The sequence below is a fragment of the Micromonospora sp. NPDC048999 genome, assembly GCF_040649295.1.
Classification (GTDB): Bacteria; Actinomycetota; Actinomycetes; order Mycobacteriales; family Micromonosporaceae; genus Micromonospora.
The window spans coordinates 111,347-137,526 of record NZ_JBEZFI010000015.1 but is presented as its reverse complement, the minus strand read 5'-3'; the positions used below and the strand labels follow the sequence as shown (position 1 = coordinate 137,526).

At 71.7% G+C, this 26,180-nt stretch carries 23 protein-coding genes; 8 read left to right on the top strand and 15 right to left on the bottom strand.

Annotated elements, in window-relative coordinates; all coding sequences use genetic code 11:
- A partial coding sequence (locus AB0C02_RS18290; protein WP_357549356.1) for an FG-GAP-like repeat-containing protein occupies positions 1-1,594 on the top strand: 1,594 nt, incomplete at its 5' end.
- 229 nt (positions 1,595-1,823) lie between these two features.
- Here AB0C02_RS18290 and AB0C02_RS18285 read toward each other — a convergent pair.
- Complete coding sequence (locus AB0C02_RS18285; RefSeq protein WP_357549354.1) at positions 1,824-2,864, bottom strand: phosphatase domain-containing protein; 1,041 nt, start codon at positions 2,862-2,864, stop codon at positions 1,824-1,826.
- 118 nt (positions 2,865-2,982) lie between these two features.
- On the opposite strand from AB0C02_RS18285, the gene AB0C02_RS18280 reads away from it, so the two are divergent.
- The 4 genes from AB0C02_RS18280 to AB0C02_RS18265 all read left to right on the top strand — a co-directional run bounded on the left by AB0C02_RS18280 (position 2,983) and on the right by AB0C02_RS18265 (position 7,217).
- Positions 2,983-4,593, top strand: coding sequence for a hypothetical protein (locus tag AB0C02_RS18280; RefSeq protein WP_357549353.1), 1,611 nt, complete (start codon positions 2,983-2,985; stop codon positions 4,591-4,593).
- Positions 4,594-4,615: 22 nt separating this feature from the next.
- Positions 4,616-5,413: a peroxide stress protein YaaA gene (gene yaaA / locus AB0C02_RS18275; protein ID WP_357549352.1), complete on the top strand. Its 798-nt coding sequence runs from the start codon at positions 4,616-4,618 to the stop codon at positions 5,411-5,413.
- Positions 5,414-5,510: 97 nt separating this feature from the next.
- On the top strand, positions 5,511-6,176 hold the full coding sequence (locus tag AB0C02_RS18270; RefSeq protein WP_357549350.1) for a hypothetical protein: 666 nt from the start codon (positions 5,511-5,513) through the stop codon (positions 6,174-6,176).
- Positions 6,177-6,314: 138 nt separating this feature from the next.
- Positions 6,315-7,217, top strand: a complete 903-nt coding sequence (locus AB0C02_RS18265; RefSeq protein WP_357549366.1) for a TAXI family TRAP transporter solute-binding subunit — start codon at positions 6,315-6,317, stop codon at positions 7,215-7,217.
- Between the two features lie 32 nt (positions 7,218-7,249).
- Here the strand turns inward: AB0C02_RS18265 and AB0C02_RS18260 are convergent, their stop codons facing one another.
- From AB0C02_RS18260 to AB0C02_RS18245, 4 genes are all read right to left on the bottom strand, one after another.
- Complete coding sequence (locus AB0C02_RS18260; protein ID WP_357549349.1) at positions 7,250-8,692, bottom strand: HAMP domain-containing sensor histidine kinase; 1,443 nt, start codon at positions 8,690-8,692, stop codon at positions 7,250-7,252.
- An 11-nt stretch (positions 8,693-8,703) separates the two neighbouring features.
- Positions 8,704-9,360 (bottom strand): response regulator transcription factor, encoded by a 657-nt coding sequence (locus AB0C02_RS18255; RefSeq protein WP_357549348.1) that lies wholly within the window; start codon positions 9,358-9,360, stop codon positions 8,704-8,706.
- A gap of 78 nt (positions 9,361-9,438) precedes the next feature.
- On the bottom strand, positions 9,439-9,750 hold the full coding sequence (locus tag AB0C02_RS18250) for a hypothetical protein (RefSeq protein ID WP_357549345.1): 312 nt from the start codon (positions 9,748-9,750) through the stop codon (positions 9,439-9,441).
- Positions 9,751-9,878: 128 nt separating this feature from the next.
- Positions 9,879-11,636, bottom strand: a complete 1,758-nt coding sequence (locus AB0C02_RS18245; protein ID WP_357549343.1) for a CDP-glycerol glycerophosphotransferase family protein — start codon at positions 11,634-11,636, stop codon at positions 9,879-9,881.
- 403 nt (positions 11,637-12,039) lie between these two features.
- Here AB0C02_RS18245 and AB0C02_RS18240 point away from each other — a divergent pair, with 403 nt between their 5' ends.
- Positions 12,040-14,115, top strand: coding sequence for a DUF6541 family protein (locus AB0C02_RS18240; RefSeq protein ID WP_357549342.1), 2,076 nt, complete (start codon positions 12,040-12,042; stop codon positions 14,113-14,115).
- Between the two features lie 80 nt (positions 14,116-14,195).
- On the opposite strand, the gene AB0C02_RS18235 is transcribed toward AB0C02_RS18240, so the two are convergent.
- Together AB0C02_RS18235 and AB0C02_RS18230 are read right to left on the bottom strand one after the other, a co-directional pair.
- Entirely contained in the window at positions 14,196-15,161 is a 966-nt protein-coding gene (locus AB0C02_RS18235) for a Gfo/Idh/MocA family oxidoreductase (protein ID WP_357549341.1), read from the bottom strand.
- Positions 15,158-16,258 carry a DegT/DnrJ/EryC1/StrS family aminotransferase gene (locus AB0C02_RS18230; RefSeq protein WP_357549340.1) on the bottom strand — a complete coding sequence of 367 codons (1,101 nt, stop codon included), beginning with the start codon at positions 16,256-16,258 and terminating at the stop codon, positions 15,158-15,160. The genes AB0C02_RS18235 and AB0C02_RS18230 overlap by 4 nt, the downstream gene beginning before the upstream one ends.
- Before the next feature lie 201 nt (positions 16,259-16,459).
- On the opposite strand from AB0C02_RS18230, the gene AB0C02_RS18225 reads away from it, so the two are divergent.
- Complete coding sequence (locus AB0C02_RS18225; RefSeq protein ID WP_357549339.1) at positions 16,460-17,527, top strand: lysylphosphatidylglycerol synthase domain-containing protein; 1,068 nt, start codon at positions 16,460-16,462, stop codon at positions 17,525-17,527.
- A 76-nt stretch (positions 17,528-17,603) separates the two neighbouring features.
- Here AB0C02_RS18225 and AB0C02_RS18220 read toward each other — a convergent pair whose 3' ends face one another.
- Genes AB0C02_RS18220 through AB0C02_RS18190 form a run of 7 tightly spaced genes read right to left on the bottom strand, consistent with a single transcriptional unit; the run spans position 17,604 to position 24,146 of the window.
- On the bottom strand, positions 17,604-18,839 hold the full coding sequence (locus AB0C02_RS18220; RefSeq protein WP_357549337.1) for an acyl-CoA reductase: 1,236 nt from the start codon (positions 18,837-18,839) through the stop codon (positions 17,604-17,606).
- Positions 18,836-19,885, bottom strand: coding sequence for an acyl-protein synthetase (locus AB0C02_RS18215; RefSeq protein WP_357549336.1), 1,050 nt, complete (start codon positions 19,883-19,885; stop codon positions 18,836-18,838). Before AB0C02_RS18215 ends, AB0C02_RS18220 begins: the two co-directional genes overlap by 4 nt.
- Entirely contained in the window at positions 19,882-21,303 is a 1,422-nt protein-coding gene (locus AB0C02_RS18210; protein WP_357549335.1) for an AMP-binding protein, read from the bottom strand. The genes AB0C02_RS18215 and AB0C02_RS18210 overlap by 4 nt, the downstream gene beginning before the upstream one ends.
- A complete protein-coding gene (locus tag AB0C02_RS18205) occupies positions 21,300-22,055 on the bottom strand; it encodes an SDR family oxidoreductase (RefSeq protein ID WP_357549334.1) in 756 nt (251 codons plus the stop codon). Before AB0C02_RS18205 ends, AB0C02_RS18210 begins: the two co-directional genes overlap by 4 nt.
- Entirely contained in the window at positions 22,048-22,287 is a 240-nt protein-coding gene (locus tag AB0C02_RS18200; protein ID WP_357549333.1) for an acyl carrier protein, read from the bottom strand. Before AB0C02_RS18200 ends, AB0C02_RS18205 begins: the two co-directional genes overlap by 8 nt.
- A 42-nt stretch (positions 22,288-22,329) precedes the next feature.
- Positions 22,330-22,956, bottom strand: coding sequence for an acyltransferase (locus tag AB0C02_RS18195; RefSeq protein WP_357549331.1), 627 nt, complete (start codon positions 22,954-22,956; stop codon positions 22,330-22,332).
- Positions 22,957-22,958: 2 nt separating this feature from the next.
- Entirely contained in the window at positions 22,959-24,146 is a 1,188-nt protein-coding gene (locus tag AB0C02_RS18190; RefSeq protein WP_357549329.1) for a glycosyltransferase family 4 protein, read from the bottom strand.
- 313 nt (positions 24,147-24,459) lie between these two features.
- Here AB0C02_RS18190 and AB0C02_RS18185 point away from each other — a divergent pair, with 313 nt between their 5' ends.
- Positions 24,460-25,164 carry a UDP-N-acetylglucosamine acyltransferase gene (locus AB0C02_RS18185; protein WP_357549328.1) on the top strand — a complete coding sequence of 235 codons (705 nt, stop codon included), beginning with the start codon at positions 24,460-24,462 and terminating at the stop codon, positions 25,162-25,164.
- A gap of 78 nt (positions 25,165-25,242) precedes the next feature.
- Here AB0C02_RS18185 and AB0C02_RS18180 read toward each other — a convergent pair whose 3' ends face one another.
- Entirely contained in the window at positions 25,243-26,178 is a 936-nt protein-coding gene (locus tag AB0C02_RS18180; RefSeq protein WP_357549327.1) for an NAD-dependent epimerase/dehydratase family protein, read from the bottom strand.
- Positions 26,179-26,180: the final 2 nt, after the last annotated feature.

Genomic DNA, 26,180 nt, shown 5'->3' with positions numbered 1-26,180 from the left:
CCCCTACAAAATCGGGGGAACCTGGAACACCGGCGCCAACCTCACCCTCCGCGCCGCCGACATCAACAACGACGGCACCCCCGACCTCTGGACCATCGGCAACGGCGGCATCGTCACCGCACACCACGTCACCAACCTGGCCAACAGCACCGGCAGCATCACGGCTCAGCCCACCCAGAAGCTGATCACCGCCAACCACGTCTGGCAGCTCAACGACGCCGAATCCGGCCCCGTGACCACCGCCCGCGACACCGCCGGCACCCTGCACGCCACCGGCAACAGCGGCGTCACCTGGAACACCGGCGACATGTTCGACCCGGACGCCGTTTTCAACGGCACCAACGGCACCCTCACCACGGCCTCGTCGGCGATCGACACCAAAAATGACTTCACTGTCTCGGCCTGGATCAAGCCCACCGCTCTGGGCGGCACAATCCTGTCGCAGAATGGCACCAACACCGCTGGGTTCAAGATCTACACCGATGCCAGCGACAAGTCCTGGCGGTTCGCGATGCCCGGTAGCGACGTGGCGGCACCGACCTACGACACGGCCACAGCGGGCTCGAACAGTGTGCGGCTGGGGGTGTGGACCCAGGTCACGGCGAGCTTCCAGAAGTCGTCGAACACGATGACCATCTACGTCAACGGGAGGAACGCCGGCCGGGCCAGCCACAGCAGCGTATGGAGCGCGACCGGCGGACTGCGCATCGGCAGTCACAAGACGGGCTCAAGCTCGTACGGCGGCTGGTTCACCGGTGAGCTCGCCTTTGTCGAGTCCTGGAACGAGGCGTGGAGCATCGCATCGGCGTCGACGGCCCGTCCTGCGGACATCGTGGCCACCAAGACCGACGGCTCCCTCTGGCTCTACCGGAACAGCGGCGTGATTTCGCAGCCCTACGGTTGGGGCAACCTGATCGGCAGCGGTTGGACCGGCTTCGACCGGATCATGACGGGCGACATCAACGGCGACGGCTACCCTGACATCGTCGCCACCAAGCCTGACGGCACGCTCTGGCTCTACCTCCACGCCGGTGCGTCAAGCCTCAACAAGCCGTACGGCAGCGGCCGGAAAATCGGCGCAGGCTGGGACCAACTGCCGAGGACCATGGTCGGCGACATCAACGGCGACGGCTACGCGGACATCGTCAGCATGCGAGCGGACGGAAAGCTGATTTACCACGCCAACCGGTGGGCCACCAACTCCGACGCCCCGTTCTACGGCACCGGCATCGAGATCGGCACCAGCTGGACCGTCTTCAACCGGATCATGGTGGGCGACATCAACGGCGACGGCTACGTCGACATGATCGCCACCAAGTCCGACGGGTCGCTGTACTACTACCCGAACAACTACGCCAACAGCCCGAGCCATCCGTTCAGCAGCAATGTCGTGATCGGCTCGGGTTGGGGTGCCTTCAACCGGATCCTGCCGGCGGACGTCAGCGGGGACGGGTACGTCGACCTGGTGGCAACCAAGTCTGACGGCACACTCTGGTACTACGGCAACAACATCAATACCAACAGCAACGGCAAGCCGTACGGCTCGGGCCGCCAAATCGGTTCCGGCTGGACCACGTACAACCGGATCTTCTGACCCCGAACCAAAAAGGGGCCGGTCGCGGCTTGCCGCGGCCGGCCCCTTCCCTACAGCCGACGCGTGCAGCCTGCGGCGGCTCGGAGATAGCCGACGCAGTTGTCTCTGAGCGCGGACCAGAACTCGCCGAACACCTGGCCGGCGGCGTCGGCCAAGGACCGGTGCTCATGCAGCACGGCCGGAAGAAGTCGCGCATCCGCTCGCCCGCTGAACCGGGAACGAGAGGTGGTCAGACCAGGCCGGCGTCGCGGAGTAGCTTCCAGAGGCCGGCGCCGTCCGGCGCGGAGAGCCACTTCTGCCCTACCGGCCCGGCGGACGGTCGGCCGGCCGGGGCGGGCAGGCTGCCGGCGAGCACCGACTGGGTGGGCGAGAGCCGGCGGATCGCCACCCCGGCCACGTTCTCTGGGTGCGCGGCGGCGAACTCGCGGTAGATCTCCTGGTCGTGTTGCCCGTCGTCGCCGATCAGCAGCCAGCGCACGTCGGGGAACTCCTGGGCCAGCCGGGCCAGGGTGGCCCGCTTGTGCTCCTTGCCGCTGCGGAACCACCGGTCGGCCGTCGGCCCCCAGTCGGTGAGCAGTAGCGGCCCGGCCGGGTAGAGGTGCCGGGACAGGAACCGGGTGAGCGTCGGCGCGACGTTCCACGCCCCGGTGGACAGGTAGAAGACCGGGGCGCCGGGGTGGGCGGTGACCAGCCGTTCGTACAGCACCGCCATGCCGGGCACTGCGGCCCGGGCGTGCTCGTCGAGGACGAAGGTGTTCCAGGCGGCGAGCAGCGGCCGGGGCAGCGCGGTGACCATGACCGTGTCGTCGATGTCAGAGAGGATGCCGAACCGGACGTTCGGGTCGAGGATGCGGACCAGGGCCTCGACCGGCTCGGCGTCGGGCACGCTGAGGCGTATGCGGCCCCAGCCGGGGGTGAAGTCGGCCTCGATGACGGTGTCGACGAAGCCGCTGCGGTCCGCGGTCGTCTGCTGGCGTACGCCGCCGGCCTCGACGGTCACGGTGGCGTACTTGGCGGGCAGGGTGGCGAAGCTGCGCCAGCCGCGGACCTTCTCCGGCCGGGCCCGCTGCCGGACCTCGGGACGGCCGAGCAGCACCCGGCAGAGCACCCGCGCCCAGCCCGGGGCGCCGTAGCCGGCGTACGCGATGATGTTGATTTTCCAGCCGGTGCGGCGCAGCCGGCGTTCCAGCAGGCCGTGCACCGCGTCCTCGATCCGGGCGGCCCGGTGCAGCCGCGGCACGGCGAGCTCTCCGGCGGGTGTGGCTGGCACGATGTCACCCTGCCACACCCGACCGCACCGGGCCACGCGAGTCGACCTCGCCGATCCACCGCGAGGCGGGCCGGCCCCGTGACAGACTGCGGTCGCAGGCGACGACGGGGGCGTAGTCGTGGCGACACCAGTGCGCAGACCGGGGCGGTGGCGTCCGACGCTGGACCGCCCGGCGCTGGTCGCGCTGCTGCTCGGGCTGGCCGGGGTCGGTTACCGGCTGGTCCTGACGCTGTTCACGGTGCCTGGCTCGAACAGCGACGAGGCCACGTTCGGCCTGGCCGCCCTGCACATCGCCCACCGCCACGAGCGGCCGGTCTTCCTCTACGGCCAGCGTTACATGGGCATGCTGGAGTCGTACCTGGCCGCCCCGCTGGTCGGGTGGGCCGGGCCGAGTTGGCCGGTGCTGCGGCTGCCGCTGCTGGCGCTGTACGCGGTCTTCCTCTGGCTGATCTACCGGCTGACCCGCCGGCTCTTCTCCCCCTGGCTGGCCGTCTTCGTGGTCGGGCTGCTGGCGCTCGGCTCGGAGCGGGTGGTCCGCGACCAGCTCACGGCGGTGGGCGGGCGGCCGGAGGTGAAGCCGGCGGTGGTGGCGATGCTGCTGGTCGCGGTGGCCCTCGGCGAGCGCCGGGTGCGGCACCGCTGGCTGGCCACCGGCGTGTTCGGGCTGCTCGCCGGGCTGGCCCTGTGGTCGGACTGGCTGATCGTGCCCTATCTGGTGGTGGCCGGGCTGCTGCTGCTCTGGGCGGTGCCCCGGGACCTGGCCGGCTGGCCGGGGCTGACGCTGGTGGCCGGGTTCCTGGCCGGGGTCGCCCCGATGATCAAGGACAACCTCGGTGCCCCGCCCGGGCAGGACTCCTGGTCGGTGTTTCAGAAGATCAGCACGATGCCGGGCGCGACGCCGTCCTGGCCGGAGCGGGTGCGCGGCGGGCTGCTGGAGGGGGTGCCGCTGGCCGGCGGGTTGTGCCCGTCTAGCGGGTGCGCCCGGTGGGCGGCCTGGTTCGGGCCGCTCTACCTGGTGCTGCTGGTGGCCGCCGCTGGGCTCGGGCTGGTCGCGTACCGGCGGGCCCCCGACGCCGCCGCGCGGGTCCGGGCGGTCGCGTGCCTCGCCCTGGTCGTCGGGGCGGCGCTGACCCTCCTCGGGTACGTGCACAGCGCGCTCTCGGCGACCGACCCGATGGGCAATGCCCGCTATCTGTCGGTGCTGCAGATCTCGCTGCCGGTGGTGCTCTGGCCGCTCTGGCTGGCCGCCGCGCACGCCGCACGGGCCGGGACCGGCGTGGCGGCCCGGATCGGGGGTGCGGCGGCGGGCCTCGTGCTGGCCGCGCTGACCGCCGCGATGGTGGCCGCCACCGTGGCGTTCGTCGCCGACGCGCCGTCGATCCGGGCCGAGGAGCGCCGGGCCCGGGAACTGGCCGACACGGTCCGCCGGGCCGGCCTGCACGAGGTGTACGCGGACTACTGGACCTGCAACCGGCTGGTCTTCAACACCGGCGAGGCGGTGGCCTGCGGGGTGCTCGACGGCAACCTGACGCCGGGGCAGAACCGCTACCTTCCGTACTGGAGGCAGGTGGGGCGGGCGGAACGGCCCGGGTACGTGCTGGCGATCGGGTCCCCGGCGGAACGCACCTTGCGCCTGCTGCTCGGTGCCCAAGCCGACGCGGCCGTGCTCGCCGAGGTCGGCGACCATCGCGTGTACCACCCGCCGATCGCCCTGCGGCCGTGGCGGTGAGCCCGGGCAATACCCTGGGGCGATGCTCATCCTGCTGCCCCCGTCCGAGGGAAAGGCCGAGGCCGGCACCGGCCGCCGGCTGGACCTGTCCCGGCTCTCCCTGCCGGAGCTGGCCCCGGCCCGCGAGGAGGTGCTGACCGCCCTGGTCGGGCTCTGCGCCGGGCCGGACGAGGCCGCGGCCCGGACCGTGCTGGGCCTGAGCGAGGGGCAGCGCGGCGAGCTGCGCCGCAACGCCCGGCTGCGTGCGGCGGCCACCGCGCCGGCCGGGCAGATCTACACCGGGGTGCTCTACGAGGCGCTCGACCTGGCCTCGCTGCCGCCGGCGGCGCAGCGGCTGGCCCGCCGCTGCGTGCTGGTCAGCTCCGGCCTGTGGGGCGCGGTACGCCTCACCGACCGGATCCCGCCCTACCGCTGCCCGATCGGGGCGAGGCTGCCGGGCATCGGCGCGCTGTCGGCGTACTGGCGGCGGGCGCTGGCCCCGGCGATGGCGGCAGCGGCCGGCACCGGGCCTGTGCTGGACCTGCGCTCGGGCGCGTACGCGGCCACCTGGGCTCCGCGCGGCGCGGTCGCGGAGCGCACGGTGACGGTCCGGGTGTTGCACGAGCGTGACGTGGACGGGGTGCCGACCCGCTCGGTGGTGAGCCATTTCAACAAGGCCACCAAGGGCCGGCTGGTCCGCGACCTGTTGACCGCCGGCGTCCGGCCGCGCGGCGCCGACGCGCTGGTCGGGGCGCTGCGGGACCTGAAGTACACGGTCGAGGAGGAACCGGCGGTAACCGGGCGGCCACGCCAGCTCGACATCGTGGTGACCGAGCTGTAGGCGCAATTTTTCCTCAAGGCTCGGGCGCATCGGTTTCGCCGTGCGGGCGGCGGGTTCACGGTAGGGGGGTCCCGACGTCGACTAAGGAGTCCCTCCGATGGCCCCCGAGTCCACCACACTGCTCGACCGGCCCCGCCCGTCGTCGCCGGCACCGCTGGACTGGTCGACCCTGGCTGACGCGTTCGAGGTCGCCAGCCTGGTGCGGTGCACTCCGCCCCCGGCCACCGGCGCCCGCCGGATGGGCATCGAGACGTACCGGGGCGGAATCGCCGAGTTCAACCGCGAGCACGCGGCGCACCGGATGCGGCAGCTGCTCGGCCGGCTCGACCTGCCGGTGGAGCACGAGCTGGCCACCGGCGGCCTGCGCCGCCGCTACGAGCTGCACCGGCTGTGGGTGCCCCGGGAGCACCGGTCGGCGTACGCGATGCTGCTGGACAGCGCCTGGCGGCAGGGCCGCCGGGAGCTGCTCGGCGGCTCCGTCCCCGGCGCCTCCCGGGCTCGGCAGATATGGCGGTCCCGGCTGGCCTCGGCCGCCTGGCGGGCGGCGCTGCTGGCCGGTGGGCGGCACGTCCGCCGGCACTGCCTCGGCGTCCGGCTGGCCGACCGGGACCTGGCCGCGGTGCTGGTGCGCGGCGCGGCGCTGCTGGAGGTCGCGGCGACGCTCCGGCCCGGCGCCGGCTGTTTCCTGGTGAGCGTGGCCAACGGCCCGCACCGGATGCGGATCGTGGACAGCGCCGCCGTCTCGCCGGCGATGGCCTGCTGACCCGTTTGCCCGTCTCTGCGGGCGGCTCTGACCAGCGGGATTTGCGCGACGGGTGGTGCGCGTCGCACAGTGCTGTCCGTGAGCCGACACTGGACTGTGCGTGGCCGGCGCCGGGTCGCCGCGCCGCTGACTGTGGTGATGCTGTTGGTGCCGGCTCTCGCCGGGCTCGCCGGGTGCCGAGACGAGCCGACCGAGCCGGTACGCATCCGGATCGCCACGGGCAGTCCGACCGCCGTCTACCACGCCTTCGGCCAGTCGCTGGCCACCATCCTCAACCGGGAGCTGCCCGGGGTGCAGGCCGACGTGGTGGTCACCGCCGCCTCCGCGCAGAACGTCCGGCTGGTCGGCTCCGGCGAGGCGGAGCTGGGTTTCACCCAGGCCGACGTGCTGCCGCCGCGTAATTCGGAGCGTCCCCCCGTGCTCGCCGTGGCCCGCGTCTACGACGACCTGCTGCACCTGGTCACCACCGCCGGCGGCCCGGTGCGGACGCTGGCCGACCTGCGGGGGCGGTGGGTGTCGGTGGGTGCCGACGGCTCCGGCACGGAGGTGACCGCGACCCGGCTGCTGGAGGTGGCCCAGCTGGGCGGCGACCAGGTACACCAGGCGCATCTCGGTCTGGATGACTCGGTGGCGGCGCTGCGCGCCGGCCGGATCGACGCCTTCTTCTTCTCCGGGGGGCTGCCGGTCCGGGGCGTGGCCCAGCTGGCCAGCAGCACCGCCATCCGGCTGATCGACCTGGGCGAGTGGACCGAGCCGCTGCGTCGCGGGTACGGGCAGGTCTACGTGACCCGGGACATCCCCCGCTCGGTGTACGGGGCGGACCCGGCCAGCACGGTGGCGAACCCCAACTACCTGATCGTCCGCGCGGACCTGCCGGAGCCGCTGGTCCGCGAGGTGACCCGGCTGCTGATGGAGCGCCGGGAGGAGTTGGCCGCCGCACATCCGGCGGCCGGCCGGATGAGTCCCCGGTCGGCGATCGCCACCACCCCGCTGCCCTTGCATCCCGGCGCGGCCGACTGGTACCGCTCGGCGAAACCCTGACCTGCGCTCGCCGCCGTGCGCCTGAGCCCGATTCAGGCCCGGCCGGCTTCGGCGAGGCCCGGCTCGGTGGTCGCCGCCTCGGTGGTCGCCGGTTCGACGTCCAGCGGCTCCGGCGCCGGGAACCAGACCTCGGCGACCAGGCCCCGGGGGGTGCTCTGGCGCATCGTCAGCCGACCGTCGGAGGCGTCGACCAGCACCGCGACGATGGTCAGGCCCAGGCCGGCGCCGTCGACGTTCTGCACGTCCGGCGCCCGCCAGAACCGCTCGGTGGCCTGGTTGAGCTGGCTGGCCGTCATGCCCGGGCCGGTGTCCCGCACCTGCAGCACGGTCCCGCCGTCGGCCACTCGTACGGTCACCGTCACCACTTCCCCGTCGCCGCTGAACTTGACCGCGTTGTCGATCAACGCGTCGAGCGTCTGGTCGACGGCGGTCGGCACGGTCCGGGCGTACGCGGGAGCGTCGGCGGGTTCAAGCCGCAGGGTGACCGACCGGTGCCGGGCCAACGGCTGCCAGGCGGCCACCCGGGCGGCGGCCACCTCGGCGGCGTCGATGATCACCCGCTGGTTCTCCGTCCGTTCGGCGCGGGCCAGGGTGAGCAGCGCCTCGAGCAGCGTGGCCAGCCGGTCGGTCTCCTCCAGCGCGAGCCGGTGTTCGGCGCGGCCGTCGGCGTCGGTCAGGCTCGGGCCCAGTTCCTCCACCCGCAGCCGCAACGCGGTCAGCGGGTTGCGCAGCTGGTGGCTGGCATGCGCCACGAACGCCCGCTGCCGGTCCATCACGTCGGAGACCGCGTCGGCCATGTTGTTGAAACTGGCGGCGAGCCGGCGCAGCTCCGGCGGGCCGAGCCGGGGGCGTACCCGGGCGGTGCGGTCGCCCTCGGCGATCTCGTGGGTCACCGCGTCCAGTTCGGTGACCGGGCGCAGCACCCAGCCGGCCAGCCCGAACGCGGTGGAGACGCAGGCCAGCACCGCGAGCAGGCCGATCGCCGCGAGCAGCAGCCACCAGGCGGCGACGGTACGTCGCACCTTGCCGGCCGGGGTGGTGGTGACCACCGCCCCGAGCACCTCGCCGCCGTCGTTGATCGGGACGGCCACCACCACCGGCCCGTTCATCCACGGCCACACCGACTCCGGCCCGCTGAACTGCTGCCCGGCCAGCGCGATGTCCACCGCCGAGGCGGCGGCCGGGCCCCGCTCCCAGTTCGGCGAGGTGACCACCGTACGCCCGTCCCGGTCGACCACGGCGGCCCCGATGCCGTACAGGCCTTCGTAGGCGTCCAGCTCCACGTCGAGCGGGCCGGGACCGCGCCCGCGCAGCGCCGGGTTGGCGAGCGACGCGAACCGGGTGGCGTCGGCGAGCCGGTCGGCGCGGACCCGGTCGGTCTCCCGGGTGGCCAGGGTGGCCGCCAGGGGTGTCTCCAGGGCCAACAGCACCAGCACCATCAGCAGCAGATAACTGATCACCAGCCGGCGACGCACCCCCGGCCTCCTCACTCGCCGCGGAGCCGGTAGCCGACCCCGCGTACGGTCTCCACCAGCGTCGAATCGCCGAGCTTGCCGCGCAGCGAACCGACGTGCACTTCCACCGTGTGCCGGTCGGCCCAGGTGGTGCCCCAGACGTCCAGCAGGATCCGATCCCGGGACACCGCCACGCCGGGCTGCCGGGCCAGAGAGAGCAGAATGTCGAACTCCTTGCGGGTCAGCGCCACCGGCCGGCCGGCCACGCTGACCGTCCGGCCGCGCACGTCGATGCGGACGCGGCCCGCCTCGATCAGGTTACGCGCCGGCGCGGCGTGCGCCGTCCGGCGCAGCACCGCCTCGATCCGCGCCTGGAGCTCCACCATGGAGAACGGCTTGACCACGTAGTCGTCGGCGCCGAGCCGCAGGCCGAGCACCCGGTCGCGTTCCTCACCCCGGGCGGTCACCGCGATGATGCCGAGCTGGCTGCTGCGCCGGCGCAGCTCACGGCACAGGTCGGTGCCGTCGCCGTCGGGCAGGGTCAGATCGAGCAGCACCAGATCGCAGGGGGCGGCGGAGAGCGCGGCCTCGACGGTGGCGGCGTGCTCCACCTCGTAGCCGCGCCGGGTCAGCGCGGACGACAGGGCGCCGGCCACCCGGCGATCGTCCTCGACCAGGAGGATCCGCACCCGTGCCTCCCATCCGCTCGACGCACTGCCCTGGAATGGTGGCAGAAGTGCGGGCGGGACGGAAATGCCCGGGGTCGTTCAGAGCCCGAAGACCTGGTCGGCGGTCGCGTCGCGGACGCCGTCGACGAAGCCCCGGAAGCCCGGGTCCGCGTGGCTGGCCGGCACGTTCGTCACGTTCTCCCCGGTGGCCTGGGTGACGGCGTCGACCAGCGGCGCAAAGTCCGTCTCCGAGTCGCCGAAGGTGTCGTCGTCCGCCTGCCCTAGGTTGATCACGGTCTGGACGTCCTCGCTGGGGGTGTCCGGATCGCCCGCCCACTCGGCGGCGGCCTGGTAACACTCGTCGTAGACGGCCCGCTGGCCGTCGGTCCAGTCGTCGTCGTAGCTCTGCATCGCCATCCTTCCGCGGGCCTCCACCCCGAGCATGCCGGCTGACGGCGGGCGGGCGCGCGGGAACCGGCCGGAAACCGGAAACGGGCGGTGGGACGAGACGTCCCACCGCCCGTGCGGCGCTTGACCGGTCAGTCGCAGAGCCGGCCGATCTCCGTCCGGAACCGCTCCATCGAGTTCGGCTCGTTCGGCCCGAGCAGGTACGTCTTCAGCTCCCGCCGTGCCTCGGTCATCGGGTCGTCGCCGGCCCGGGTCAGCGCGAGGATCTTCTCCAGCTCGCCGCAGTCGGCGGAGAGCAGGTACGCCGCTCGCGAGGTCGGGAAGGTGCGCCGGAACTCGTCCTCCGGCAGGCCGCTCGGGTTGGCCACCACGTACGGGCGCTGGCTCTGCACGAAGTCGGAGACCACACTGGACACGTCGCTGATCAGCAGGTCGCTCTGGTTGAAGCAGTCGAACAGCGCGGGGGTGCGCCCGGTGACCACGCGGTGCCCCGGACCGTCCAACGAGGACGCGGCGGGGTCGCCACCGGCGGCCCGGATCAGCCTCACCACGCGCTCGTGCACGGCCTTGGCCTGCTTGGAGCGGGCGCCGGTCAGCGGGTGCGGCTTGTAGATCAGCCGTACCTTCGGGCGGCTCGCCAGCAGGTTCTTGACGATCCGCTCGCCCATCAGGACCAGCGAGGTGTGGTACGGGTCGTCGTCGAGCCAGCCCTCCCAGGTGGGGGCGTAGAGCACGGTGAACGGCCGGTCGGTGGACTCCGCGCCGAAGGTGTGCACGCCGGCGAGCTGCGGCCGCCCGATCTCGACGATGTCGTCGTCGCGGACACCGACGCCGGCCCGGGCGTAGCGCTCCCGGCCGGCCAGGCCGGCCACCCACACCTCGTCGTACACCTTGCTGTAGGGGTTGACGCTGGCCTGCTTGTCGCTGTCGCCGTGCCCGACGAAGACGTGCTTCATGCCGGGCTCGCGCAGCATGTGGATGTTCGTGCCGACGTTGGCGGCGTAGAGCGCGGCTCGGATGCTGCCCAGCTCCAGGTTCATGAAGTCAACCGAGGCCGGTACGCAGATCACCGGCAGCCGGGTGTCGGCCAACTCCTGGAACGCCTCCCGCCTGCGCAGCAGCACGACCGCACGGCGCCCCAACGCCTCAACGGGGGCCAGCCACATGTTGGCCTGGTAGACGTCCTTCGCCGGGCCGGCGAAGTAGAGTGCGACCTCCGGCCGGTCGGTGTCCAGCCAGCGCTGCACCGCCGACAGCGAGCCGCTCTGGCCGCTGCCCCGGCCACGGAGCCAGGTCAGCGCGACCACCAGGCCGACGACCGCGCTCGCCAGGACGGCGACCGCCCCGGCGAGCAGGGCGGGGGCGATGTCGTCAACCACCGCGGCGGCGACCGCGCCGGGGATCAGCAGGATGTTCAAGAACGGCAACCGCTCACCGGCGACGCCGGCGGCCCACCACGGGGGCTGGGGCGCGGAGCGTGCCGGGCCGAGGTCGATGTTGCGGACCAGCGCGGAGACCGGGTTCCGCCGGTCGATCATGGTGTTCAGCGCGCCGGCGAAGATGGCGATCACCCAGACCGCAGCCACCAGCACGGTCAGGACCAGCGCCCGCGGCGCGTCCGGGCGGACCGCGGCGAGGACCAGCAGCACCACCGCGAGGTCGCGGGTGAGCTGCCGGTACGCCCGGCCGAGGCCGACCTTCTCCAGCAGGTTCAGCGAGGGTTCCGACCACCGGATCACCGCGAACTCGCCGAGTACCGCCGCGGTGCCGGCGAGCGCGAACAACCAGACGACGCCGAATCCGCCCGCGACGAGAGCCACCAGGTAACTGAGCACCAGGAGTGCGCCGCGTGCCGCTACCCCGAACCGCTGAACCAACGTGCCGAACAAGAACTCCGCTCCCTACAAGATCGACGGCGTCCCGGGAGGCGGTGGTGACCGCGGGAGGTGCCAGTGCATCGCCGCACCGTCCCAGGCGGGTCCTACCGCTCGCCGGCGTACTACTTGCTGGCTGTAGCCCTCCGGTCCCAGTTTGTCACCCGGACGGCGAAAAGGCCGTTGCGACCTTAACGCGAGGCGACGACGCCTCAACTCCGGGGTATCGGTGACGGTCCACCCACAAGGGCGTGTACCGGTCATGTCCGGGAGTCAAACCCATGGATCGGGCCGGATCCGCAGCCCGCAGCCGGCCACGACGCGCGGGTTCACGTGGAACCGTGCGACGCGAAAGGGGTCCGCTATTGTTGCCGCCGAACGCCGGCTGGATGCTTCCGCCGGCCGGAAGGGAAGAGACTTGACGACTCTCATCGCGGTGGCGGTTGCCCTGCTGCCGGGAGCCTTGCTCGGCTTCGTCGTACCGCCCGGTCGCTACCGCTGGGCCGTCTGGACCGCCGCCCCGGCGCTGACCCTGGGCCTCACCAGCGTCGCCCTCGGCTGGCTGCCGAAGCTGGGCCTGCCGCACGGCGCCACCGCGGTGCTGGTGGCCGAGGTCGTGCTGGCCGTCGCCGCGGTCCTCGTGTCCCGCCTGCTCTCCCGCGGCTTGCCGCTCGACGGTGACCAGCCCGGCGCTGGTGCAGCGGCCACGGGGCAGGCGCCGGACCCCGCGCCCGTCACCCGGAGCGCATCCCGCTTCCGGCTTCGTCCAGTGCTGCCGGCGTGGCAGGACGTGGTCGCCCTCGCCGTACCGGCGCTGGCCACGGTTGCCTACGGCTGGCTGCTGCTGGGCCGGTTCATCGCGCCTCCCGGCTGGGATGCCATGAATCATGGCTTCTTCACTCGCCGGATCCTGGACACCGGCAGCGCCACCATCGCCTCCGTGTGCAGCACCGGGTCCACGGAAAGTGCGCTGACCTGCGCCTTCTATCCCCTCGCCGCCAACGTGTCCTGGGCGCAGGCCGCAGAACTGTCCGGCGGGAAAATCAGCACCGCGATGACCGCCTGGTCGATCGTCGTCGGACCGCTCGCGCTCGTCGCCGGGGTGTACGCCTGCGTACGCCTGCTCGGCGGACGCCCGATCGTCGCAGCCGCCGCCGCGCTCGCGCCGAGCTTCCTCGGCCCGCTCTGGCACTCGGTGTCCACCGGTCGCATCACCCAGCAGACCGGCCCCTGCATGGCCGTCGGAATCGCCCTGCTGTCCGCACTGGCGCTGCGCGGCCGGCATCCCGTACGTCTCGGTCTGCTCGCCGGCCTCGCCGGCGCGGGCCTGGTCATGTCCCACACCTACGACGTGCTGCTCGTCGGCGCGCTCACCGTCCCCCTGGTGGTGCTGATCCGGCACCGGCTGACGCTGCGTGGCCTGGTCGCCGGCGCGACCGCCGCGGTGCTTGGCGGCACCGGCGCCCTGCTGTTCTTCCTCGGCCCGCTGACCAGCGCCAACGGCGAGCGCGCCTCGAACGACCCGGCCCTGCTGGGCAAGGTGGGCGAGGCGTTCGAGTACTGGGTCACCGACCAGCACCGGTATCTGTTGCTGGGCTTCCCGCAGCCCGGCTCGTCGATGCAGGTCGACGGCCTGACCTTCGACATCGGGCTCGCGCTGGCGATCACCTGTCTGCTCGCGTCGCCGCTGTGCCTGGTGTTCCGGCAGTTGCGCTGGGCCCGGCCGTGGTTTCTGACCGGCGTGCTCTTCACCGCGATCGGGGTCTGGACCAGCAGTTCGAACTCCGCGGGCGCGATGCTGCTCGCCAGCCTCTGGTACGGCGTCCGGGAACGGCTGCGCTCGGTGATCCTGCCGGTGTACGGCATCGTCGCGGTGGCCGGTGCCGTGGCGATTCTCCTCGCCCTGCAGTGGGTCGTGACCCGGCTGGTGGCCAAGGCTCATGGCTGGCGCGACTCGACCGTCCCCGCCGCGGTCGGCGCGTCCCTGCTCGTGGTGGCGTTCGCGGTGCTGGCCGTCATCCCGGCGACCTGGCACCCGATCCGCGCGGACTTCGAGGAGCGCGCTCCAATCGGCAAGCAGTACACCAACGCGTACCGGTGGCTGGCCGCCAACACCCCGTCCGGGAAGGTTGTCGCCTACGACCGCAACCGGCAGTTCATGGGCTGGTCGTACGCCGACTACGGCACCCCGGTCCTGTTCGGTGTGCCCCCGCTGCCCGACTTCGACCTGCCGAACTACGAGCGACGGTGGAAGGCGTGGGACTGGCTGGTCGGCAACGAGGACGCGGTGCCGTCCGGTTGCGACGTCGACCGGTTCGGCGTCGAGTACGTGGTGGTCGGCGGCGGCCGCATCATGCCAGGTGACTGGCCGCGAAACTACACACAGTCCCTGCTCGATGCCAGTGACCGGGTGCGCCTGATCCAGAAGTTCGGCAAGATCAAGATCTACCAGGTCACCGAGAAGGGCCGAGCCTGCAGCACCGCGGGCGGCTGATCGTCAGGCCGGGGCGCACCGGCCGAAATGGGAATGGGGCCGCTGGTGACAGCGGCCCCATTCGCGTTCGCGGGTCCGACTCAGCGGGCGGCGTCCTCGATGATGCCGGCGACCGCACGGTGGGCGGGCAGGATCCGCTGGCGCTCCACGTCGGCGTCGACCTTGCCGGCGAGGATGTCGAGGAAGTGGTCGAGCTGGGCGGCCAACGGCTCGCGGTTGGAGACCAGCTCGGGCACCTCCATGATGCTCTGCTGCCGGTAACCTCGGCCGTCCGGTGTCGCGGCGTCCAGGGAGACGTGCCGGTAGATCGTCACGTCCTTGCGGATCAGATCGGCCTCGATCAGCCGGTCCACCTCGCTGATCACCAGCGTCCGTACCTTGCGCTGGCCGATTCGGCTGGCGGAGACGTTCGCCAGCGCGCCGTTGCCGAAGGTGAGCACGGCCTCGGCCACGTCCTCGGCGCCCGGCACGGAGTCGGGGTGGAAATAGCCGAGCGAGCCGCGGGCCGACACCGGCTCCTGGCCGCCGAAGGCCTGGATGGTGAGATCCACGTCGTGCACCAGCAGATCCCAGGCCACCCCGGTGCGGATCCGGGGCGCGTAGGGTGAGTGCCGGGTGACGGTGAGGTGTACCGGCTGGTGCACCAGCGCCAGCGCGGTCAGCACCGCCGGGTTGAAGCGCTCGAGCAGACCGCAGAGGAGCGGGAGCCCGCGCTTCTCGGCGCCGGCGACGATCCCCTCTGTCTCGACCAGACTGCTGCAGACCGGCTTCTCGATCAGCAGCGGCTTGTCGGCGGCGAGCACCTGCTCGGCCAGCCCGTGGTGGTACTCCGTCGGCGCTGCGATCACGACGGCGTCAACGCCGGAGAGGTCGGCCAGGTCGGCGGCCCAGACCGCGCCGTACCGGTCGGCGATCTCCCGGCCGACTCTCTCCCGAGGCTCGACCACCAGCGTCAGCTCCGCGCGGGGCGACTGGGCGATGACGCGGGCGTGCAGCGCGCCCATCGCACCGGTGCCGACGAGCGCGAAGCGAACCGGGGCGCTCACGCGTCGATCGCCTTGCGGACGGCCTCGACCACGCGGTCCACGTCACTCTCGGTGAGGTGGTGGTGCACCGGGATCGACAGGCACTGCCGGACCACCCGCTCGGTGACCGGTGCGGGGTCGGCGACCACCCGGGGGTGGTCCCGGTAGCAGTCGTAGTCGTAGACGGTCCTCGGGTAGTAGATGCCGCAGCCGACCTCCTGCTCGGCGAGGCGGGCGACCACCTCGTCCCGGCTGACCGGGGCGTCCTCGGTGACCAGGATCGTGTACTGGTGCCACACGTGCGACCGGCCGGGCAGCTCGGTCGGCAGCCGTAGGCCCGGCACGTCGGCGAGGCCGGCGGCGAGTCGGGCCGCGTTGTCCTTGCGCCGCTTGACGTTCTCGCCGTACGTCGCGAGCTGCGGGATGCCGAGCGCGGCCTGCAGGTCGGTGAGGCGGTAGTTGTGGCCGGCGACCTCGTACTGGTAGCGCTGCCGCATGCCCTGGTTACGCAGGACGCGCAGCCGGTCCGCGAGGCCGGCGTCATTGGTGGTGATCATGCCGCCCTCACCGGTGGTGAGGTTCTTGGTGGCGTACAGCGAGAAGGTGCCGAGGCCGAAACTGCCAGCCCCTCGGCCGTCGATCGTCGCGCCGAGCGACTGGGCGGTGTCCTCGACCAGCCCGAGACCGTGCTCGCGCACCAGCGGGACGATCGCGTTCATGTCGGCCGGCTGACCGTACAGGTGCACCGGCATGACGACCTTCGTGCGCGGCCCGATGGCCGCCGCGAGGGCGGCGGGATCCAGGCAGAAGTCCGCTTCCCGGATGTCGGCGAAGCGCGCGGTGGCGCCGGCCTCCAGAATGGCGTTGAGGGTGGCCACAAAGGTGAACGGGCTGGTGATGACCTCGTCACCGGGCTGCAGGTCGAGCACCTCGAGCGCCGCCACCAGCGCGGTGGTGCCGTTGTTGACCGCCACCGCGTGCTCGACGCCGACCGTGTCGCCGAACTCGCGCTCCAGACGCGCGACCATCGGCCCCTGGGCGATGACGCCCGAGCGGATCACGTCGACCGCCAACTGCTCAGCCGCCTCGTCGAGTTTGACGACGGAAATGGGGATCACATGAGCCTCCCTGAGGGGTGTCGGTGGCAGCGAGCAGACGGTAACAGCGGCGGAAACACAGGCGATGGGCGTGCCCGCTGCGGGTCCCGGGGGCGGCGCGCCGGGGCGCATGCCGGCGCAAAGCCTGGACTAGTGTAGGGCCTCGCCGTGTCCATCCCATCCGGCAGGTTCGGGTGAAATCCGACGCAGAGGCAGGTAACCGTGGTAAACACCGTCGCGCGCAGGGACAGCGACACCGCCGTCCCACAGGTAGCGCCCGACGTGTCCCCGCCCGGCGGCGGCGCCCGACGGTTGCTGTCGCTGGGCGTCCGGGTGTTGGTCATCGCCGTCATCGCCGTCGGCATGGCCTGGAGCCTGATCAGCCAGTGGCCGCAGGTCCGCTCGACCTGGCAGGGACTTGCCTGGCAATCCGTGGTGCTGTCGGTGCTCGCCGCGCTCGCCGGCATGGTGGCCAACACGATGGCCTGGCGGGCGGCGGTGGACGACCTGGAGCATCGTGTCTCGGTGCCCGCGGCGCTGCGTATCTGTCTGGTGGGACAGCTCGGCAAGTACATCCCCGGCAGTGTCTGGGCGTACGTGCTCCAGGTCGAGCTGAGCAGGCGGGCCGGCCTGCCGCGCGCGCGGGCCTTCCTGGCAACCCTGGTGACCCTCGGACTCGGCGTGACGGCGGCGCTCGGTCTCGGCCTGCTCAGCCTGCCGTCGCTGCGGGAGGCGGCGGCCGGTGCCGACGACACGTACGCGGAGTCGGTCCGGGTCGCTCTCTGGATCGTGGCGATCCTCTTCCCGATCGCCCTGGTCTGCGCGGTGCCGCGAGTGCTCACCGCGCTCATCCAGCTGGCGCTGAAGGTGCTGCGCCGGCCGCGGTTGGAGCACCGGTTCACCTGGCTCGGCGTGCTGCGCGTGGTGGGCTGGAGCGCCCTCGGCTACGGTCTGTTCGGCGTGCACCTGTGGCTGTTGGCGAACGCGCAGGCGACGCCCGGCGTCGAGGGTCTGCTGCGCTGCGTGGGATCGTTCGCGATCGCCATGACGGTCGGCATGTTCGCCTTCCTGTCTCCGTCCGGGCTCGGCGTCCGGGAGGCCGTCCTGGTCGCCACGCTGGCACCGTTCCTGGCGGGTGCCGGCGGGGTGGGTGCGGCGCTCGGCATCGCCTTGGCCTCGCGCCTCATCTTCACCATCGCCGACGTGCTCGGCGCCGGGCTGGCGGCGCTGTCCGCCGCGCGGGACCTGCGCCGGGGTGGCGGGTCGGCGACGTCCGGCGCCGCCGCCTGACGGTCGGCACGCCTTCTCACGACATGAACAGGCCCGGTCACGCAAAGCGACCGGGCCTGTTCCGTGCCAGCGGAAATCAGCGGCGGGTGACCGTGGTGATCCGGGTGAACTCGTGCATCAGGTCGAACCCGTCCCAGACGGCGGCGAAGTTCAGGGCGTCGCCGACCGGCACGATCCGGTCGATGCCGCGCCCGGCGACCGCCCGGGCGAAGGCGAGCAGCTCCTCGCCGTCGAAGCCGAAGTAGGTGACCGTCTGGTCCCGCCGGACCACGACGGGGGCCAGTTCGGCCAGGCTAGCGACCCGCGCCTGCGGGAAGGTCCCGACGCCGAGCCAACGGCGGGGGATGTTCCCGGGCGCCGTCAAGTCCACTGTGGCCAGATCGTTGCCGTCGAAGTGGATCGCGTTGGCCGCGCCCTCGATCGCGAGGCCGTAGGTGGCGACCCGCTTCTCCACCGCCATCGCGGCGTCGACCTCGGGTCGCCTGCCGTCCAGCACGGTACGCAGGCGGACCAGCAGGTCGGCCCGGGCCGACTCCGTGCTCGCGGCATCGCCGACCCAGTACACGGTCCGCGGCGACGAACAGGCCGCCTGGTCGAACCAGTACGAGTCGTTGTAGAGGCCGAGGGCGGCCGTGTCCCGGTCCCGCTCGTCGGCGGCCAGCCAAGCGGCCGCGCTGATGACGGTGAACGAGGAACGGTCGGGAAAGGTCAGGTCGCGGGCGTGCGGGGCGAGCGGGTGTCGACGGAGGTCGGACACCGAGCGGTCCCCGCCCCAGATGACCCGCAGGTCGGCGGCGGCCGACAGGGCGGCGGTCACCGCGTCGTCACGACCGTACGTCACCATCCGCTGGGTCTGCCGGATGGCCTCATCGGCCTCGGCGAGCGTGTCGTTGAGCGCGTCCAGCACCGCGTCGGCCGCCCCGGCCGACCGCGAGGAGATCCGGACCACGTTGGCGTTACCGGCCAGCGCGGAGAGCGCCCACGAGTACACAAAAATCGTGTCGACGTTCGCCGGGGGTACGTGAAAGACCAGGCCCCGGGGGAAGCGGAGCTGCCCGGGCGCGTCGGCGACCCGCTCCAGGGCCTTGGCGATCTCGCCACGGCGCAGGAAGAAGCCGAGCGAGGCGAGCTCCGGGTGCCGCCGCGCGATCGCCGGACGCAGCAGCCGGCGGGCGAAGGACACCAGGAACTCCACGACCCGCTCGTCGCCCACCCGCAGTGGGCCGCCCGTCGGGACCTCCCGCAGCGCGGCGACCAGGTCGTCGACCGCGACCGCGCCGCCGGCCGGGAAACGTTCGATCACCTTGCTCACGCCGCCGCCTCCGTGAACGTGTCGCTGCACCCGCGCGCCTCCGCGCGGGGCAGGCGGCCGAGAATGGAGAACCGTTTGCCGGGCCAGACGCCGTCGTCGACGCCGTGCACCACGCCACGGTCCTCGGTGAGCAGCAGGTGCCCCGGGTACGAGCGGGGCAGGGTGCTGATGACCTGCACCACCCCGGGCGTGCCCACCGGGGCCTCCTCCCAGGTGTACGGGTCGCGGATGATGACGTCGGAGAAGTCCGGGCAGTAGAGACCGCCACCGTCCGGGCCCTCCAGGAAGGTCAACCCGATCTGCTCGACCATTCCGTAGAAGTTGTGGATTCGGGTCAGGCCGGTGTCCTCGGTGAACCGGCGGCGGAACTCGGCGTTGTCGACCGCCCGGTCGACCAGCTTCTTCCACCCGCCGCTGTGGATGAGGATGCCGTTGCTCAGGTCGAGCTTGTTGTCCCGGGCCAACTCGTAGAGGTAGAGCCAGGTCATGAAGGTGAAGCCGAAGATCAGGAAGGGCTGGTCGCCGTGCCGGTCGAGGAACGACCGCACCGCGTCGAGGTCCGGCTGGTCGTCCTCGTCGAGGACGAAGGTGTGGTCCCGGCCGAAGTTCATCAGCCCCAGCACCCCCGCGCCCCGGGCGGAGAACGACCTGCGGTTCTTGAACAGGGCCCGGGTGTCGACCAGCAGCATCGGCAGCCGCTGCGCTCCGATGACGGTGCGCAGGGTCGCCGACAGCATCTTCTGCTGGCTGGACGCCGCGTCCTTGTCCAGGTAGATCCGACTGACGTCGCCGGTGGTGCCGGACGAGGTGAGCACCTTGAACACCTCGTCGTCGGGAATGCTCTTGAGCACGTGGTGCTTGAACAACCGCACCGGCAGCCAGGGCAGGTCGGCGAGTCGCTCGTAACGCCGGCCCGGGTGGTGGCCCAGCGACGCGAGCAGCCGGGCGTACTCCGGGCTGTTCGCGCGGTGGTGCTCGGTCAACTCCACCAGCTCGGGCAGCAGCCGCGCCTCACGGGCCGGCTGGTCGAGGGTGAAGAGCGTCATACCTGCGCCTCCAGGGAGCGGTAGTCGATCTTGCCGTTGGGCAGTTGCGGCAACCGCTCGATGGTACGAACGTCGAATCCGGACCGGTGCAGCTTGAGCCGCTCGGCCAGCCGGCCGGCGAGGGCACGGCACTCGTCCGCCTCGACGCCCTCCACGAAGAGCACGACCTTGTCCGGGCCGGACACCGCCACGACGGGCCCCTGGTCACGGGCCATTTCCTCGATGTCGTGCAGGTTGACCCGGATCCCGAAGATCTTGCCGAACCGCTTGAGCCGGCCGCGCAGCCAGACGAAACCGTCCTCGTCCAGGTGGCCGAGATCACCGGTACGCAGCACGCCGCCCTGCTCGTCGCCGCGGCTCAGGTCGGCGGAGTTCTCGGCGTACCCCATCATCACGTTCGGGCCGCGGTAGACGACCTCGCCGACCACACCGGGCTCGACGGTCTCCGCGCCGTCGGCATTCAACACGGCGAATGACCCGCCGGACAACGCCGGCCCGACCGAGCCCACCCGAGCCGGCAGCGCGTCGGCCGGCAAGGTGCTCATCCGCGGGCCGGCCTCCGTGCAGCCCCACATGACGTGGAACCGGCCGCCGACAGCGCTGATCTTCTCGTGATAGGCGAGGATCACCTCGTCCCGCAGCTTGCCGCCGGCCTGGGTGAGAGTGCGCAGCGAGGGGTACTTCGCCGGGCTCCACCGGATCCGGTGCAGCATCTCGTAGTTGTACGGAACGCCGGCCAGCGAGGTGGCCCCGTACGTCGCCACGGCCTGCCAGAACTCGCGCGCCAGCACCCCGCCGTCCACCACCAGCACGGTGGCGCCGGCCGCGAGGTGGCTGTTGAGCACCGACATACCGAAGCTGTAGTAGAACGGCAGGCTGGTCGGGGCGATTTCGTCCAGGCCGATCGCGAGCGCCTCGGCGACGGCCCGGGCGTTCGACAGCACGGCGGCGCGGGAGAGCCGGACGAACTTCGGGTCACCGGTCGATCCGGAGGTGGCCAGCAGCACCGCCAGGTCGGGGTGCGGCTGGTCGGCCGAGGGCGCCTCCCGGCTCCACAGCGGACCGAGGACGTCGTCGTCGACCTGCTGGTACGCCTTGGGCCGTGCCCCCGGGTCGGCGCCCGCGCCGCCCTCGGTCAGGCCGACCACCGCGGCCGGCTCGAACCGGCGGACGAAGTCCGCCAGTACGGCCGGGTCGAGCGCCGGGTCGAGCAGGGCGACCGCGCGGCCGGCCTGCAGGGCACCGACGTAGCGCAGCACGGCCGGCACGGAGGTGCCGGCGCGGGCGAAGACGACGCCCGGCGGCAGCGACCCGTAGGACTCGGCGACGCGGTCGACCACGGCGGCCAGGCCCGCGCCGGCGAGGACCTCTCCGGTGGCGGCGTCGATGAGTCGCGCCGACGGTGCGACCAGGTTCATGCCACGAGCCCTCCGTCGACGCCGAGCACCTGCCCGGTGACGTACCGAGCGCCGTCCCCGGCGAGGAACCGGATCACGTCGGCGACCTCGTCGGCCTCGCCGAGTCGGCCCAGGGCGGCGGCGCCCGCCTGCTTGTCGAGGACCTCAGCGGGGAGCGAGGCGGTGAGGTCGGTACGGATGACGCCGGGGGCCACCGCGTTCACCCGGATGCCCCGGCCGCCCAGTTCCCGGGCGGCGGAGCGGGCCAGCGCGGCGACCGCGGCCTTGGACGCGGCGTAGACGGACTGGCCGGCCGCGCCGTAGGTGCCGACGACGGAGGCCAGCAGCACGATGGAGCCGCCCCGCCGCTCGGCGCCGTCGGCGCCCTTCCTGCGGCGGGCCATCGCCCGCCCGGCGGCTTGGACCGCGGCCACGGCACCGGAGACGTTGACGTCCAGGGTCCGTCGGACGTCGTCACCACGGAGCATGCCGAGCAGACCGTTTTCCATGATCCCGGCGTTGGCGACCAGGATGTCCAGCCCGCCGTGCTCGGCCACGACCCGCTTCACCGCCGCCCCGACGGCGTCGAAGTCCGCCACGTCGAGGCCGAGGCCGTGACCACCGAACTCCTTGGCCACCGTCTCGGCGTTGGTCGCGTCCCGGCCGGTGATGACGACGGTCGCACCGCCCTCGGCCAGCGCCCGGGCGGTCGCCAGGCCGATGCCCCGGGTCCCGCCGGTGACCACCGCGACGCGGCCGGTCAGCTCACTCATCGACGCCGAGGCCCCGCAGCATGTCCAGGGCGACCTTGAAGCTGCTCATGTCGATGACCTGGTCGGTCTCCAACTGGACGTCGAACTCGTCCTCGATCGCGGCGACCAGGGTCATGTGCCCCAGGGAGTCCCACTGCTCGATGTCGCGGTACTTGAGGTTCTCCACGTCCGTGCCTGCGGGCAGCTCCAGCGCGTCCACAAACACGGTACGCAGCCGGTCGTTCAGGTTCATGGTCGAGTATCTCCGTTGTTCGGTGGGCTCGTGGTGACTACGTCACTGATCGTGACGCCTGAGGGCGGGGGAGCCCCACGCCGGAGCCTCTCCCCGCGCTTCCGCCTCGGCTCTGCGGGCCGCGTTCTCAGCCCGTACCCGCTCGGCCTCCTTGCGGAGGTACTCCTCGTCGTAGCGCTGGAAAACCCGGGCCGGGTTGCCCGACACCAGACTGTATGCGGGTACATCCTTGGTGACCACCGACAGGGGGCTGATCGTGGCGCAGTCACCGATCGTGACACCCATCATGATCACGCTGTTGCCGCCGATGAAGCAACCCTTGCCGATCTTGACCGGCTTGCGCTCGATCAGGTCGCTACCCGGGTGGTTCTCCAGCATCATGTTGGCCAACCAGCTGGAGTGGGTGAAGACCAGGCAGTTCAACCCGATGCTGGTGTGGTCGCCGATCTCCAGGCCGCCGCTGGCGTCGAGGACCGTGTTCTCCCCGATCCAACAGTGCTCGCCCATGACCAGGTTCTCCGGGCTGACTATCTTCGTACGCTCGCGGATCCGGGTGGTCTCCGGCAGCCCGAGTTGGCGCGCCCGCTCGACGTCGTTGAGCAGGCCGCCGACGAAGTCGTTCAGGATGGCCGGGCGCAGTCGATTGCTGCGCTCGTCGTCGAGGAACATGGTCAGGACCGCCCCATCATCCGGTCGAAGGCGTCCAGGTGCTGCCGGGTCACCACCTCGAGGGTGAAGTGTGCGTACACCAGGTCACGCTGCCGCTTGGCGATGATCTCACGCTCCTCGGGGTCGTCCAGCAATCGGATCACCGCCTCCGCCAGCTCGTTCGGGTCGTCCGGCGGGACCAGCACGAAGTTCTCCCAGTTGTGCAGTCGAACCGCCGGGAAGTTGGTCTCGGTGACCGTGCCGATGGTCGCCCGGCCGGCCGCCATCGCCTCCAGGCTCGCAGTGCCGAACCCGCCGCCCTGCAGGTCGTGGGCGACCACGTCGGCGGCGGCGAAGTATGCCGGCACGTCGGCCGAGGGCACCACACCGGTGGTGATGACGGCGTCGCTGACGCCGAGCGCGGCGGCCCGCTCGGCGAACGCGTCGTAGTAGACCCGACCAATGACCATCACTTTGGTGTCGGGGTGCTTCTCCAGGATCGTCGGCAGCGCCTCGATCAGGGCGAGCCGGTCCCGCAGCGGGATCACATGGCCGAGGGAGACGATCAGCGGTGCGTCACCGACGCCGTGCCGGGCCCGGACGTCGATGCTCGGCTGGCCGGCGAACCTGGTCGGCTCGACGGCGACCGGGATGTACTCGTAATCCTGCGTTGTCGCTCCGTAGCGTTCCGCGCAGTAGGTTGCGGCCAACTCGTCCATGATCACGTAGCGCGGGTGAAACCGGGTGATGATCGGCTTGACCAGGAACCGGTCCAGCATCTTGAACAGCGCCGCATACTTCGGGTCCGGGCTCTCCAGACGAGTGTGGATCGACAGCAGCACCGGCAGCTTGTGCCGGCGGGCGTACCAGCCGGAGATCCAGCTCAGGTCGAAGAACTGCCCGTGCTGGTGGATGATGTCCGGTCGAAACTCGTTCAGCAGCCGCCGGACCCGCCCCAGGTTGCCCGGCCGGGCCAGGGCGAACGCCATGTCGAAGTCGATGGAGAGACCGAGCTTCGGCATCGGCATCGCCGGCAGTCGCACCACCCGGTAGCCGTCGCGCTCCTCCTCGGCGGGAGCGCCAGGGTACGCGGCGGTGAGCACCAACACCTCGTGGCCGGCCGCGACGTAGCGCTCGGCGAGCGCAGCCGCGAGGTGATAGCTTCCACCGGGGCGGGGCGGGAAGAAGTTGTTGACGACCGCTATCCGCACAGCGGCAACTCCTGTCGACGTCGACGCGGGTCGGGGGGCGCCGGCCCATCGATGGATGGTACGCCGGGCCGGCGGATTTGTCGGAAACGAGCGCGCCTACGCTACCTCAGGCCCGCTGGGGCTGCGAAATCCCGCCGCACGGTGCTCGAGCGTGACGACCCGACGCCAGCGAGTAGGGCGAAGCATCCAACGTGTTCCGGTTGACCGGCGAGGAAGATGGCATCCGGTAATCTCCCGACCGGCGCCGGGCCGGCGGCTCGACGCCGGACAGCTCCGGCACCCGGACAGCCTCGGCACGACGTCTCCAGAGCGGATGAGCATGGCGAACCAGATCCACCCCACTGCCGTCGTCGGCCCCGATGTGGAACTCGGCGACGACAACATCGTCGGCCCGTACGCCGTGATCGTGGGTCCCAGCCGGATCGGGAGCAGCAACTGGATCGGGCCGCACGCGGTCATCGGCACGCCGGCGGAATACCGCGGCGGCCCCCACCCGGCGGGTTGGGACGGGCCGACCGAGGGCGGCGGCGTCGTGATCGGTGACCGCAACACCATCCGCGAGTTCGTCACCATCCAGCAGGGCACCCAGGAGACGACCCGGGTCGGCGACGACTGCTACCTGCTGGCGCGCAGCCACGTCGGGCACGACTGCGTGCTGGACGACTGGGTCACCCTCACCGGCAACGTGGCCCTCGGCGGCCACACCCACGTCTGGTCCTGGGCGAACATCGGTCTCGGCACCGTGGTGCACCAGTTCGGCCAGGTCGGTCCGGGTGCCATGGTCGGCATGGGCTCGGCTGTCCGCCGGCCCGTCGAGCCGTTCACCATCACCGTGGGCAACCCGGCGCGAGCCAGCGGTGTGAACCGGGTGGGGCTGTCCCGGCGAGGCTGCGACGACGCGGTGGTCGACGGGTTCGAGGCGTACCTCAAGGGGCGGGCGGACCTGCCCGCCGGCCTGCCGGCGGACGTGGCGGAGCAGCTCACCGCCTGGGCCAAGGCCATAGCCGACAAGGACTGATCGCACCGCGGCCCGTAGCGCGGACGGCCTCCGGGGCGGGTAGACACCCCACCGGAGGCCGTCGCGTGTGGACGCGCGTCAGGCGGACGGCGCAGAGTTACGGACCAACTCCGACATGCCCTGCTCGACGGTGATTCGCGGCTCCCAGCCGAGGACCTCGCGGGCCCGGGTGATGTCCGCCGCCCGGCGGCTGACCAGCACGTCGCGCGGGTTGAAGATGGGCTCCACGTCGGTGCCGACCGCCTGAATGAGGATCTTGGTCAGCTGGGCGATCGAGGTGTCCACCCCGGTGCCGATGTTGATCGGCATGTTGTCCTGCTCGCACTCCAGCGCCGCGACCACGCCCTTGGCGAGGTCGGTGACGTGGATGAAGTCCATCGACTGCTCGCCCTTGCCGTCGATGATCGGCGCCTGGCCCGCCCGCAGCCGCTGGATGAAGGTGTTGATGACGCTGGTGTAGTACGCCTCGATCTTCTGGCCCGGACCGTAGACGTTGAAGAAGCGCAGCGCGATCCAGGACAGGCCCTTGCTGCGCTGGTAAAAGCCGAGCAGGTCCTCGCCGGCCCGCTTCGAGATGCAGTACGGGGTGAGCGGGTTCAGCTCGTCGTCCTCGTGCATCGGCAGCTTCTTCGGGTCGCCGTAGACCGAGGCCGAGGAGGCGAAGACCAGCCGCTCGACGCCGTGGTCGGCGGCGGCCGCGAACACGTTGTTGTTGCCGACCATGTTGATGTCGATCGACTCGTACGGGTCGGCCTGGCTCTTGTTGATGGAGACCGTGGCGAAGTGGATGACGTGGGTGCAGCCCTTCATGGCGTTGTGCACCGCGCCGCCGTACCGGACGTCCTGCTCGACCAGTTCGACCTTGCCGGTCTGGATCAGCTCGTTGACCCGGGCCCGGTCACCGCGCTGCATGTTGTCGAGGATCCGGACCTCGTAGCCCTTCTCCAGCAGCAGCGGAATGACGTGCAGGCCGATGAACCCGGCACCACCGGTGATGAGGACCTTCTTGGTCATTG